We start from the raw sequence: 12,436 nt of genomic DNA, 5'->3' as shown, positions 1-12,436 counted from the left end.
GATGACAAGAGAAGAACAACAGCTGGAAAAGCATTTCCGGGATTTGGCCCGTACGGCCTATCAGCGCGGAATTGCTGTATTTTCCGACTTCCTGAATCTAAATGAACTGAATATTTTTCAGAGCCTGCGTCCGGAGTTCTCCTATCTGAAGATGGAGAGCTTCGGCGGCTATGAATTGGCGGAGCGTCAGATAGCGGTATTTCGTCCTGAGGCTCCTGTCTTTTATGCTGATTATCCGATTTGCTGCCTGAAAATCACACCGTTGAACGTGAAGTTTGCGGAAAGCTTAAATCATCGGGATTATCTGGGGGCAATTTTGAATCTGGGGCTGGAACGAACATGCCTGGGGGATATTCTCGTAGAGGACGACGCGGCTTATCTGTTCTGCCTGGAACGGATGGCGGATTTTATCCGGGAAAATCTGACCCGGATCCGGCACACAAGCGTCTATGTGGAGCAGGTGGAAGCGGAAGACTTTCACTATGAGCCTAAATACAAAGAGGTGGGCGGTACGGTGGCGTCGGTAAGGCTTGACAAGCTGCTGGCGCTGGCGTTTAATGCTTCCCGCAGCAGCCTGACCGGACTCATCGAGGGCGGCAAGGTCTTTGTAAACGGTAAATTAGTCACATCTAACGGTTATGAACCCAAAGAAGGTGATCTGGTGTCCGTGCGGGGCATGGGACGGTTTCGGTTTCAGGGAACGGGAGGCCAGTCAAAGAAAGGCCGGGAGTATGTGACCCTGTGGAGATATATCTGAGAGACAGAAGATGGAGGACATCGATATGGACGAAAATATGCGTGTGCTTCCGGTTCGAAAGGATGGGAAGTTCTGTTATAATATTATCCTGAAAGCGGATTTTACGAAGCTTGGCGAGCAGGTAAAGACCCTGGGAGTGGAAGGTCGGAAGCTCTGTATCGTGGCGGACGCGAAGGCCGGAGAGCTTTATGGGGAAGCGGTGCGGGCTGAGCTTTTGAAGGTGACAGATACTGTGGAGCTCTACACGATTCCATCGGGCGAGGAGTATAAAACACTGGATACGGTGCGCCAGGTCTACGCCTATCTGATCGAGAAGCATTATGACCGCAAGGATATGCTGGTAGCTTTGGGAGGTGGCGTAACAGGCGATCTGACTGGCTTCACTGCGGCGACATATTTGCGCGGCATCGGCTTTATCCAGATTCCCACAACCCTGTTATCCCAGGTGGACAGCAGCATCGGCGGCAAGACCGGTGTGGACTTCGACAGCTATAAAAATATGGTCGGCGCGTTCCATATGCCGAGGCTGGTATACATGAATCCGGCAGTGCTTACGACTCTTCCGGAACGGCAGTTTGCTTCCGGCATGGGAGAGATTCTGAAGCATGGCCTGATTAAGAATGGGGAGTATTTTCAGTGGCTGCTGGAAAATCAGAGAGCGATTCGCTCTCACGAGATGGATGTTCTGCTTCCGATGATTGAGGAGAGCTGTAAGATAAAGCGCGCGGTGGTGGAACAGGATCCCACTGAGCAGGGCGAACGCGCGCTCCTGAATTTTGGCCATACCATCGGACATGCGGTGGAAAAGCTGAAGAATTTCAGCATGTCCCATGGTGAATGTGTGGCCATTGGAACAGCGGCGGCCTCATATCTGTCCTGGAAGCAGGGGCTGATTTCCGAGAAAGATTTGGTCTATATCTGCGAAGGCCTGAAAGAATTCGGCCTTCCGGTGAGGACGGATGGACTTTCTGCCGGGGAGGTTTTAAAGGCAACCAAGTCGGATAAAAAGATGGATGCAGGCAGTATCAAGTTCGTGCTGCTGCGGCATATCGGAGACGCCTTTGTGGAGCGTACGCTGACAGATGAGGAGCTTCTGGAGGCGATTCGGTGGATTCTGGGCGAAGCAATCGTATAGGGGAAGAAGGATATGAATAAAAAGACGAAATATAATCTGATTGGCATTGTGACGGCAGTGCTTCTCGTCGCTCTCGATCAGTGGACGAAGCTGCTGGCAGTGAAGCATCTGATGAATCAGAAGCCTTTTGTGATCTGGGATGGCGTATTTGAACTGCACTACCTGGAAAACCGGGGTGCCGCTTTTGGGATTCTCCAGGGACAGAAGCTTATTTTCCTGCTCTGTACTGTCCTGGTGCTGGTGGTCTTGGGCTTTTATTATAACCGTATGCCGGAGGATAAGAAATATCTGCCGCTACGCGTGGTAGGCGTCCTGCTTGGCGCAGGTGCGGTGGGCAATCTGATTGATCGGATGGCTCAGAGCTATGTGGTAGATTTTCTGTATTTCAAACTGATTGATTTTCCGATTTTCAACGTGGCCGACTGTTATGTGACTGCGGGCGCGATTTTACTGGCCGTGTTGATTCTCTTTGTATACAAGGATGAGGAGCTGGGCTTTTTAAGCCTGAAAAAGAAGCATGAATGAAAATGGATTACAGCGGCTTACGGTGAGTCCGGAGGATGCAGGTGTACGGATTGATAAGTATCTGGCGGAACAATTGCCGGATATTACCCGCTCTTATCTGCAGAAGCTTCTGAAGGATGGCAGCGTGCAAATGAATGGAAAACCGGTTAAGGCCAGCACGAAGACAGCGGTCGGCGCTGTGATTGCGCTTACCATTCCGGAGCCGGAGGAGCCGGAGATTCTGCCGGAGAATATTCCGCTGGATATTCTCTATGAGGATTCCGACGTGATTCTCATCAATAAGCCGAAAAATATGGTGGTGCATCCGGCGGCGGGACACTATACAGGGACGCTGGTCAATGCGCTCATGTATCATTGCAGGGGCGATCTGTCTGGCATCAACGGCGTGCTGCGGCCAGGTATCGTCCATCGCATCGACAAGGATACCACGGGCGTTCTGATCGTCTGCAAAAACGACCGAGCGCATAATGCCCTGGCAGAGCAGCTGAAGGAACACAGCATCACAAGAAAATATCGCGCTATTGTCTGCGGCAATCTGAAGGAGGACGAGGGCACCGTGGACGCGCCCCTTGGTCGTCATCCCCAGGACCGCAAGAAGATGGCCATCGTCCGTAGTGGCGGCAAGCGTGCCGTGACCCATTACCGCGTGCTGGAGCGTTTCGGCAATGATACCTATATAGAGTGTCAGCTGGAGACAGGCCGGACCCATCAGATCCGCGTCCATATGGCGAGCCTGGGACATCCGCTGCTGGGAGATGAGATCTATGGCCGCGCCAAATCCCCCTTTAAGCTGGAGGGTCAGACCCTGCATGCCATGGTGCTGGGCTTCATTCATCCGACCACCGGCGAATACATGGAATTTGAAGCTCCCCTGCCGGAATATTTCGAGAAGCTGTTGGAAAAATTGCGGAAGAGTGGAAGTTAGGGCTTGCGCTTGACGTAAGCCTGTGCTATAATAAATGAGTTGCTGATACAGCACATGCCGGCATGTCGGAATGGCAGACGAGGCAGACTCAAAATCTGTTGTGGGTGACCACGTGCGGGTTCAAGTCCCGCTGCCGGCAGGCTCAGAAAAAGCTCTGTAAGACCTACGAATGGTTTTACAGAGCTTTTTTCGCATGAAAATCAGGGAAAAATCCGGCAGCGGGATTTGAACCCGCAGGGATTTCTTCCCGATACCTTGTATGATCCCAGCCATCTGTGCTATAATAAAATCTGATCTGCGAGCCGTGGAACTTTATGCAGTCCGCGGCTTTGTTTTATGAAAGAACGTATATTGCGAAAGGAGGCCCCGCTTATGACCTGCAAAGAAGTGGAACAGATGATTATGCCCTATATCAATGACGAGCTGACGGACAAGCAGCTGGGGCCGTTTCTGGAGCATATCAACGCATGCAAGAGCTGCTATGAGGAGCTGGAGATCTATTACACCATTTACGCGGGCCTGTCCCAGCTGGATGGGGAAAATGAAGGCCGGGATATGCACAATCTTCTACAGGAGGCACTGCACGCGTCAGAGCAGCGGGTGAGGGGACGGGTGCTCCTGAACGTGTATTATGTGGTATCACAGGTGCTGGCCATGGCGGCTCTTGTGGCAATTATCGTGATGGAGATAGTAAAACTATGAGTGAAAAAATACTGCTGGTGGACGGACACAGCATCATCAACCGCGCCTTTTACGGCGTAACTGATCTGACCAATTCGGAAGGACTTCACACCAATGCCATTTACGGATTTCTGAATACATTATTTAAGGTGCTGGAGGAGGAAAAGCCCGATTATCTGACTGTGGCCTTCGATGTGAAGGCGCCTACCTTCCGGCATCAGATGTACGACGCCTATAAGGGCACCAGAAAACCCATGCCGGCGGAGCTTCATGAGCAGGTGCCGGTGCTGAAAGACGTGCTGCACGCCATGGGCATTGCGACCATGGAAAAGGCCGGTCTGGAGGCGGACGATCTCCTGGGAACCGTGGCGAAACGAAGCGAGGCCTTGGGCATGGAGGTGACGGTACTGTCCGGCGACCGGGATCTTCTGCAGCTGGCCACCGAGCATATTCGCATCCGCCTGCCAAAGACGAAAGGAGGTGTGACTGAGACCGAGAATTATAACACGCAGGACGTCATTGACCGGTATCAGGTGACCCCGCTTCAGATCATCGAGCTGAAGGCCCTGATGGGCGATTCTGCCGACAATATCCCCGGCGTTCCGGGCATCGGCGAGAAGACCGCCACGAATCTGATCGTTCAGTACGGCAATATCGAAAACGCCTACGCCCATGTGGAGGAGATCAAGCCCAACCGGGCGAAAAATGCGCTGCAGGAGCATTATGACATGGCGGTCATGAGCAAGGCGCTGGCCACCATCAACATCGACTGCGATTATGATTACGACTGGGACATGGCGAAGCTGGGCAACATCTACACCCAGGAAGCCTACGCCCTGATCAAGCGGCTGGAGTTCAAAAATATGCTGTCCCGTTTTCAGGTGGACGCCCCGGCCAATGATAAGATCGAGAAAACCTTCCGGATGATCGAGGACTTCGGCGAGGCGGATCAGGTGCTGAATAAGGCGGCAGCCGCGCTCCGTCTGGCCTTTGCCATTCACCGGGAGGGGGATGAAATACTGTCTCTTTCCCTGACCCTGTCGGAGAAAGAGACATATGTGATTCCGGTGGCGGGTTTTGTGACCGCAGACTGGCTGCTGGGCCGTCTGGGTGAGATCTTCGCGAAGGTACCGGAGATCGCAACCCTGAAATTAAAAGAAGAGTTAAAGTGCCTGGCAGCCCATGGCGTAAATGTGGACAAAGAGCAGCAGGGTGCGTTTCTGGACGCGGAGATCGCGGCCTATCTGCTGAATCCTCTGAAGGACAGCTATGCCTATGAGGAGCTGGCCAGGGAGTATGCGGGCCTTACGATTCCTTCCTATGCAGAACTATTTGGTAAGGATAAACTAACGAAAGTGCTGGAAGAAAAGACCGGGGCCTTCCGTATCTACGGCGGCTACTCTTCCTACGTTTTATATCAGTCCATGCCGGTGTTACTGGCGCATTTACAGGAGACAGGCATGGAAGATCTGTACCGGACCATGGAAATGCCGCTGGTCTGGACTCTTTTTGGCATGGAGCAGGAGGGCGTCCGGGTGGACGCGCAGGCTCTGAAGAGCTACGGCGACGAGCTGGCTGTCCGTATCGGCGAGCTGGAGACCCGGATCTATAAGGAGGCCGGGGAGACCTTCAATATCAATTCTCCCAAGCAGCTGGGCGTCATTTTATTTGACAAGATGGGACTGAAGGGCGGCAAAAAGACCAAGACCGGCTATTCCACTTCCGCTGAAGTGCTGGAGAAGTTAGCCCCGGAGTGTCCGTTTGTGGCGGACATTCTGGAATACCGGCAGCTTACAAAGCTCAAATCCACCTATGCGGACGGTCTGACGGCTTACATCGGCCCGGATGAGCGGATTCACACCACCTTCCAGCAGACCATCACGGCCACAGGCCGCTTAAGCAGCGTGGAGCCGAATCTGCAGAACATCCCGATTCGCATGGAGCTGGGACGGCAGATTCGCAAGGTCTTTATCCCGAAAGATGGCTGTGTGCTGGTGGATGCGGATTATTCCCAGATTGAGCTGCGAGTGCTGGCCCATATGTCCGGCGATGAAAATCTGATTCACGCCTACCGGGAGGCCCAGGACATCCACCGGCTGACTGCGTCCCAGGTGTTCCACATTCCCTTCGACGAGGTGACGGACCTCCAGCGAAGAAATGCCAAGGCTGTCAACTTTGGTATCGTATATGGCATCAGCTCCTTCGGCCTGTCTCAGGATTTGAGTATCTCCCGGAAAGAGGCCCAGGAGTATATTCAGAAATATTTTGAGACCTATCCGAAGATTAAGGAATTCCTGGATTCCTGTGTGACGGAGGCAAAAGAAAAAGGCTATGCCCGGACTATGTTCGGCCGCAGACGCCCCATGCCGGAGCTGAAGTCCTCGAACTTCATGCAGCGCTCCTTTGGCGAGCGGGTGGCCATGAACGCGCCGATTCAGGGAACGGCGGCGGATATCATTAAGATCGCCATGATTCGCGTGGACCAGCGGCTGAAAGCCGAGGGCTTAAAGTCCCGCCTGCTTTTGCAGGTACACGACGAGCTTCTGCTCGAGGCTTCTACGGAAGAGCTGGACGCGGTGGAACAGATCCTGTCCGAGGAGATGGAAGGTGCGGCAGAGCTTTCTGTTCCGCTGGAAATCGATATGAAGCAGGGAGAAAACTGGTACGAGGCGCATTAAGATGAGAGTAATCGGAATTACAGGCGGCGTGGGAGCCGGAAAAAGCGCGATTTTGAAGTACCTGACGGCCATTTCAGGCGTACGGGTGGTGGAAGCCGACGAGGTGGGCCACCTTCTGATGGAGCCTGGTATGGAGTGCTTTGAGAAGATTCGGGCGCATTTCGGGGAGCGTGTACTCACCCCGGACGGACAGCTTGACCGGGCCGCCGTGGCAAAGATTGTGTTTGCGGATAAAAAGGAACTGGATTGGCAGAATGAGCTGATGCATCCGGCCATCAAAAACTGGATCCGCCGGGAGATCGAGAAGGAACGGCAGCAGGGTGCGTGCGCGCTCTTTGTAGTAGAGGCAGCATTGCTTATCGAGGATCATTATGAGGAGCTCTGCGAAGAATTCTGGTATATCTATACAGAACCGGAGATTCGAAGGGCGAGACTTAAGGAGTCCAGAGGCTATTCGGACGAGAAAATAGATGCCATTTTCCGGAAACAGTGTACGGACGCGGAATTCCGGACCCACTGCGCACAGGTGATCGACAACAACAGCACGAAAGAGGCTGTTTATGAGCGGGTGGATATACTGCTGGGAAAACTTGGAATTCACACAACGCATCAGGAATCCGGGACATTCCGATAACCGTACAAGGTTATCCGGACAGAATCGTGATACATGACAGAAGGATAAAAAGGAGCAAGAAAGTAACATGAGACTATGCAGCATCGCCAGCGGCAGCAGCGGCAACTGTATTTACATAGGTTCGGAAGAACACCATATTCTGATTGACGCAGGCATTAGCGGAAAACGGGTGGAGGCGGGACTCAATAACCTGGAGCTGACCGGAAAGGATCTGGACGGCATTCTGCTGACCCATGAGCATTCCGACCACATTAAGGGTCTGGGCGTTCTGTCCCGCAAATACGGCGTACCGATTTACACCACGCCGGGCACCGCGGAGGCCGTAAAGGCCATGACAAACCTGGGCAAGATTGACGGAGAGCTGTTCCGCGAAATTCATGCGGATGAGGATTTCATCCTCGGGGATCTGACCATTTCCCCCTTCCGCATCTCCCATGATGCGGCGGAGCCGGTGGCCTACCGGGTGGCCTGTGGAGAAAAAAAGATGGCGGTAGCCACAGATCTTGGCGTTTATACCGATTATACTATTGACCATTTGAAGGATCTTGATGTATTATTGCTTGAGGCGAACCATGACATTCATATGCTTCAGGTGGGCGCGTATCCCTATTATTTGAAGCAGCGCATCGCAGGCGACCGGGGACACTTATCCAACGAGTCCGCCGGAAAGCTTCTGGGCCAGGTGCTTCACGACAACATGAAGGCCGTATTCCTGGGACATCTCAGCAAGGAAAATAATTACGCGGAGCTGGCCTATGAGACCGTGAAGCTGGAGCTGATGCTGAATGAAAGCCCATACAAACCGGGCGATTTCCCCATGTGGGTGGCGAGCCGGGACGAACAGTCAGAATGCGTAGCAGTCTAACGACACAAAGGAGGATATTATGAAAAGAAGCATTATCACCGTAGTAGGCAAAGATACCGTCGGCATTATCGCAAAAGTGTGTACCTATCTTGCAGAAAATCAGGTCAATATCCTGGATATTTCCCAGACTATTGTACAGGGCTATTTCAACATGATGATGATCGTGGATACCGGAAAAGTAGAATCCTTCGAGAAGTTGACCGGTGAACTGGCTGCCCTCGGCGAAGAGATCGGCGTAGTGATCAAGTGCCAGCAGGAAGAAATCTTCGACAAAATGCACCGCATTTAACCGGGAAAGGAGCCGCTTTTCATGATTAATTTATACGAAGTAAAAGAGACTAACCAGATGATTGAGCAGGACAATCTGGATGTGCGTACCATCACCTTAGGCATCAGCCTGATGGACTGTATCGACGCCGATCTCGACCGTCTGAATCAGAAGGTTTATGATAAGATCACAACCGTAGCCAAAAATCTGGTAAAAGTTGGAAAAGAAATCGAATGCGATTACGGCATTCCCATTGTAAATAAGCGAATTTCTGTCACCCCCATCGCCACCATCGGCGAGGCGGCCTGCAAGAAGCCGGAGGATTACGTGACCTTGGCCGTGACTCTGGATAAAGCGGCCAAAGAGGTGGGTGTGAACTTCATCGGCGGTTATTCTGCTCTGGTATCCAAGGGCATGACCAAGGGTGAGGAGAACCTGATTCGATCCATACCGGAGGCTCTGGCGAAGACGGAACGTGTCTGCAGCTCCATCAATGTGGGCTCCACAAAAACGGGCCTTAATATGGACGCGGTACGTCTGATGGGTGAAATGGTGGTACAGACCGCCGAGTATACCAAAGAGCAGGATTCCCTTGGCTGCGCCAAGCTGGTAGTATTCTGCAATGCGCCGGACGACAACCCGTTCATGGCGGGCGCGTTCCATGGCGTGACCGAGGCAGACGCCATCATCAATGTGGGCGTCAGCGGACCGGGCGTTGTAAAGCACGCGTTAAGTAAAGTGCGCGGTGAGAGCTTTGAGGTGCTCTGCGAGACCATCAAGAAAACTGCGTTCAAGGTAACCCGTGTGGGTCAGCTGGTAGCTCAGGAGGCTTCCAGACGTCTGGGCATTCCCTTCGGTATCATCGACCTTTCTCTGGCTCCGACCCCGGCCATCGGCGACAGCGTGGCGGAGATTCTGGAGGAGATCGGCCTGGAGCGTTGCGGCGCGCCGGGAACCACGGCAGCCCTGGCTCTGTTAAATGATCAGGTGAAGAAGGGTGGCGTCATGGCGTCCTCCTACGTGGGCGGTTTAAGCGGAGCTTTCATTCCGGTCAGCGAGGATCAGGGTATGATCGACGCCGTGAAAGCAGGCGCCCTGACCATCGAGAAGCTGGAGGCCATGACCTGCGTCTGCTCTGTAGGTCTGGATATGATTGCCATTCCGGGCGACACCAAGGCCAGCACCATTTCCGGTATCATCGCTGACGAAATGGCCATTGGCATGATCAACCAGAAAACTACAGCGGTCCGTCTGATTCCGGTTATCGGTAAAGGCGTGGGCGAGACAGTAGAGTTTGGAGGTCTTCTTGGCTATGCGCCGATTATTCCGGTCAATCAGTTTTCCTGCGACGCGTTTGTGAGCCGCAAGGGACGGATTCCGGCGCCGATTCATTCCTTTAAGAACTAACATATTTACAGAAGAGATACGGCGCGGCACGCAAATGTCTGCGCCGTGTTTTATCCTGTTTCGATAAGAGAAAAGGAGAGCGTTTATGAAGAAATACAGCCATCTGGTGTTTGATATCGATGGAACCATGATCGACTCCCTTCCGGTGTATATGGTATCTCTGAAAAAGACGCTGCGGGTCTGGATTTTGTATAAGACGTGGGAGGGTAAGAACCTTTGAAGACGGTCGGAATCATAGCAGAATACAATCCGTTTCATAAGGGACACGCTTATCAGCTTCGGAAAGCAAAGGAGCTTTCCGGGGCTGATTTTGCTGTCATTGTCATGAGCGGCGATTTCGTACAGCGGGGATGTCCGGCTCTGACAGACAAATATCTGAGAGCGGAGATGGCACTCTGTTCCGGCGCAGATCTGGTGCTGGAGCTGCCGGTATCCTATGCCACCGGCAGCGCGGAAACCTTTGCCCGGGGAGCGGTGGCGGTGTTGGAGGAATTGGGCTGTGTAGACGCACTTTGCTTTGGAAGCGAGACGGGCGATTTGGACAGCCTTTGGCGTTATGCGAGACTTTTTGAGGAGGAGCCGCCCCTCTATCGGGAGACCTTGCAGTCTTATCTGAAGCAGGGAGTCAGCTTTCCGGCGGCCAGAAGCCGGGCGGCGGAGGAGTACTGGAACAGCACGGAGCGGATTCTGCCGTGTTCCGCCGACGACGCGGATTGCCGCCGGGCAGCTGCCATATTGGATTCTCCCAATAATATCCTCGGCGTGGAATATCTGCGGGCGCTGCTTCATAAAAGCAGCAGGATGAAGCCTCTGACCATCCGGCGGGAGGCAGCAGGATATCATGAGCTGACCCTGGACACGGCGATGGCGTCAGCCTCGGCCATCCGGCATGCGGTGGCGGGATTCGGGAGAGAAACCCTGCCTTTGGAGGCTGCGGCGCAGCTTCCGAAAGAATCTGCCGTCCTGCTCGCACAGGCGCTCCAAAGGAATGAAACGCTCTCCTGGAATGATTTTTCACCGCAGCTTTTTTACCGGCTGCTGACGGATTCTCAGGAAGAACTGGCAGCTATGCAGGATGTGGGAGAAGAGCTGGCCGTGCGGATCTGCAGGAACCGTCTGACCTTTACCTCGGCAGAAAGCTTTGCAGACCGGATAAAGACCCGGCAGGTGACCCATACGCGTGTGACCCGGGCACTGTGTCATATTTTGCTGGGGCTTTCGCAGAAGAAGCTTGAGGAGCGCCGGGAGGCGGATTATCCGGTTTACCTGCGGGCGTTGGGCTTTCGAAAAAGCGCCGGGAAGCTGCTTTCGGCAGTGAAGCGGGAGAGCGCTTCGCCGCTTCTGGTAAAGACGGCGGACGCGGCGAAAATATTGTCAGAGGAACAACGGGCGTTGTTTGAACAGGATGTGGCGGCAGCTCATCTCTACGAGGCGGCCAAAGCTCTGAAGACAGGGAAAACGCTTGCGAATGAATATACGAGGACGCCGGTGATTCTGCCCTGACAGAGAAAGACCGGCCAGGGAAAATATGCGGAATGAACAGGGGGAACAGCTTCGATTATGCGTCATGGCATTCAAAAAACAGTATCAACAGAATACGACGGCTCTACCCTCTATCATTTTCTCCGGGAAGGCATGGGTCTTGCAAAGAAGGAAATCAGCCGGGCCAAGTTTCTGGAGGACGGTATCTGCGTGGACGGAGAACGGCAAAAAGTGACGGCGCAGGTGCGAAAGGGGCAGCAGGTGACGGTGCAGACGGAAAAACCGGACGCAGTGAGCGGGCATCTGAAGGCTTCCAACGCGCCGCTGGAGATTCTGTATGAGGACATGGATGTGGTGGTGGTAAACAAGCCCTCCGGCATCCCGGTACACCCTTCCGGCAGACAGACCTTTGAGGCGGATACGCTCGCGAACCGCCTGGTACATTATTTACGGGAAAAGGGTGAAGAGGGTGTCATCCGCATCATCGGCCGTCTGGACAAGGACACTTCCGGCGTGGTACTGGCGGCGAAAAATCGCACAACGGCGGCCCGGTTGGAACAGCAGCGGGAGCGGGGAAGGCTTCATAAGACTTATCTGGCGCTGACGGACGGGATTCCGGAGCCGGAACAGGGAACGGTTGAAAAATGGCTGGTGTCGGATCCGGCGGATAAGACCCGGATGCAGGTATGTCCGACAGGGGACATGCATGGAAGATACGCGATGACCTGCTATAAAACTGTAAAAAAATGGGAGATTAAAAATACAGCCCTTTTGGAGTTGCGCCTGAAGACAGGCCGCACTCATCAGATCCGGGTGCATATGCAAAGCATTGGCTGTCCATTGACAGGTGATTCTTTGTATGGAAAAGTAGTCGGCAGCGCCGGGCCGGAAAGCAGGGCAAAGGCACAGGAAGAGTGCGGAACACGGATGAACAGGACGGCCCTTCACGCCGTCAGTCTGGATTTCTGCCAGCCCTTTACCGGAGAACCCATCCACATCGAGGCACCCATTCCGAAAGACATTGCCAGATTCATGGCAGATGTGTTAGAATAGCCATAGTCTTCCGGGCAGCCGGGGAC

13 protein-coding genes and 1 tRNA gene are annotated in these 12,436 nt (G+C 53.6%); all 14 read left to right on the top strand.

What is annotated here, in order from left to right:
• The first annotated feature begins 1 nt into the window (after position 1).
• Entirely contained in the window at positions 2 to 757 is a 756-nt protein-coding gene (locus WMO29_RS05180; RefSeq protein WP_349164139.1) for a YlmH family RNA-binding protein, read from the top strand.
• Positions 758 to 782: 25 nt separating this feature from the next.
• Positions 783 to 1,892: a 3-dehydroquinate synthase gene (aroB, locus tag WMO29_RS05175; RefSeq protein ID WP_349164051.1), complete on the top strand. Its 1,110-nt coding sequence runs from the start codon at positions 783 to 785 to the stop codon at positions 1,890 to 1,892.
• A gap of 12 nt (positions 1,893 to 1,904) precedes the next feature.
• Positions 1,905 to 2,417: a signal peptidase II gene (gene lspA, locus WMO29_RS05170; protein WP_178038169.1), complete on the top strand. Its 513-nt coding sequence runs from the start codon at positions 1,905 to 1,907 to the stop codon at positions 2,415 to 2,417.
• Positions 2,410 to 3,342: an RluA family pseudouridine synthase gene (locus tag WMO29_RS05165; RefSeq protein WP_349164050.1), complete on the top strand. Its 933-nt coding sequence runs from the start codon at positions 2,410 to 2,412 to the stop codon at positions 3,340 to 3,342. The genes lspA and WMO29_RS05165 overlap by 8 nt, the downstream gene beginning before the upstream one ends.
• A 56-nt stretch (positions 3,343 to 3,398) precedes the next feature.
• Positions 3,399 to 3,481: transfer RNA gene (locus tag WMO29_RS05160), tRNA-Leu, on the top strand.
• Between the two features lie 233 nt (positions 3,482 to 3,714).
• Positions 3,715 to 4,044, top strand: a complete 330-nt coding sequence (locus tag WMO29_RS05155) for a zf-HC2 domain-containing protein (RefSeq protein ID WP_178038167.1) — start codon at positions 3,715 to 3,717, stop codon at positions 4,042 to 4,044.
• Positions 4,041 to 6,701: a DNA polymerase I gene (gene polA / locus WMO29_RS05150; RefSeq protein WP_349164049.1), complete on the top strand. Its 2,661-nt coding sequence runs from the start codon at positions 4,041 to 4,043 to the stop codon at positions 6,699 to 6,701. The genes WMO29_RS05155 and polA overlap by 4 nt, the downstream gene beginning before the upstream one ends.
• A 1-nt stretch (position 6,702) precedes the next feature.
• Complete coding sequence (gene coaE, locus WMO29_RS05145) at positions 6,703 to 7,335, top strand: dephospho-CoA kinase (protein ID WP_178038165.1); 633 nt, start codon at positions 6,703 to 6,705, stop codon at positions 7,333 to 7,335.
• Positions 7,336 to 7,402: 67 nt separating this feature from the next.
• Entirely contained in the window at positions 7,403 to 8,200 is a 798-nt protein-coding gene (locus WMO29_RS05140) for an MBL fold metallo-hydrolase (protein ID WP_178038164.1), read from the top strand.
• Between the two features lie 19 nt (positions 8,201 to 8,219).
• Positions 8,220 to 8,489, top strand: coding sequence for an ACT domain-containing protein (locus tag WMO29_RS05135; RefSeq protein ID WP_178038163.1), 270 nt, complete (start codon positions 8,220 to 8,222; stop codon positions 8,487 to 8,489).
• Positions 8,490 to 8,510: 21 nt separating this feature from the next.
• A complete protein-coding gene (locus WMO29_RS05130) occupies positions 8,511 to 9,875 on the top strand; it encodes a DUF711 family protein (RefSeq protein ID WP_178038162.1) in 1,365 nt (454 codons plus the stop codon).
• A gap of 85 nt (positions 9,876 to 9,960) precedes the next feature.
• Complete coding sequence (locus WMO29_RS05125; protein WP_349164047.1) at positions 9,961 to 10,095, top strand: hypothetical protein; 135 nt, start codon at positions 9,961 to 9,963, stop codon at positions 10,093 to 10,095.
• Positions 10,092 to 11,378 carry a nucleotidyltransferase gene (locus WMO29_RS05120; protein ID WP_349164046.1) on the top strand — a complete coding sequence of 429 codons (1,287 nt, stop codon included), beginning with the start codon at positions 10,092 to 10,094 and terminating at the stop codon, positions 11,376 to 11,378. Before WMO29_RS05125 ends, WMO29_RS05120 begins: the two co-directional genes overlap by 4 nt.
• A gap of 57 nt (positions 11,379 to 11,435) precedes the next feature.
• Complete coding sequence (locus tag WMO29_RS05115) at positions 11,436 to 12,410, top strand: RluA family pseudouridine synthase (RefSeq protein WP_349164045.1); 975 nt, start codon at positions 11,436 to 11,438, stop codon at positions 12,408 to 12,410.
• Positions 12,411 to 12,436 lie beyond the last annotated feature (26 nt).

It is taken from the genome of Laedolimicola intestinihominis, assembly GCF_040096155.1.
In the GTDB taxonomy this organism is placed as follows: domain Bacteria; phylum Bacillota; class Clostridia; order Lachnospirales; family Lachnospiraceae; genus Laedolimicola; species Laedolimicola intestinihominis.
Note: the sequence above shows the minus strand (reverse complement) of the source record. Positions and strands in the feature narration are given on the sequence as shown.

Bases quoted from the DNA above. Each gene is read 5' to 3' on its own strand.
- WMO29_RS05180 (WP_349164139.1), top strand. From the start codon at position 2: ATGACAAGAGAAGAACAACAGCTGGAAAAGCATTTCCGGGATTTGGCC.
- aroB (WP_349164051.1), top strand. From the start codon at position 783: ATGGACGAAAATATGCGTGTGCTTCCGGTTCGAAAGGATGGGAAGTTC.
- lspA (WP_178038169.1), top strand. From the start codon at position 1,905: ATGAATAAAAAGACGAAATATAATCTGATTGGCATTGTGACGGCAGTG.
- WMO29_RS05165 (WP_349164050.1), top strand. From the start codon at position 2,410: ATGAATGAAAATGGATTACAGCGGCTTACGGTGAGTCCGGAGGATGCA.
- WMO29_RS05155 (WP_178038167.1), top strand. From the start codon at position 3,715: ATGACCTGCAAAGAAGTGGAACAGATGATTATGCCCTATATCAATGAC.
- polA (WP_349164049.1), top strand. From the start codon at position 4,041: ATGAGTGAAAAAATACTGCTGGTGGACGGACACAGCATCATCAACCGC.
- coaE (WP_178038165.1), top strand. From the start codon at position 6,703: ATGAGAGTAATCGGAATTACAGGCGGCGTGGGAGCCGGAAAAAGCGCG.
- WMO29_RS05140 (WP_178038164.1), top strand. From the start codon at position 7,403: ATGAGACTATGCAGCATCGCCAGCGGCAGCAGCGGCAACTGTATTTAC.
- WMO29_RS05135 (WP_178038163.1), top strand. From the start codon at position 8,220: ATGAAAAGAAGCATTATCACCGTAGTAGGCAAAGATACCGTCGGCATT.
- WMO29_RS05130 (WP_178038162.1), top strand. From the start codon at position 8,511: ATGATTAATTTATACGAAGTAAAAGAGACTAACCAGATGATTGAGCAG.
- WMO29_RS05125 (WP_349164047.1), top strand. From the start codon at position 9,961: ATGAAGAAATACAGCCATCTGGTGTTTGATATCGATGGAACCATGATC.
- WMO29_RS05115 (WP_349164045.1), top strand. From the start codon at position 11,436: ATGCGTCATGGCATTCAAAAAACAGTATCAACAGAATACGACGGCTCT.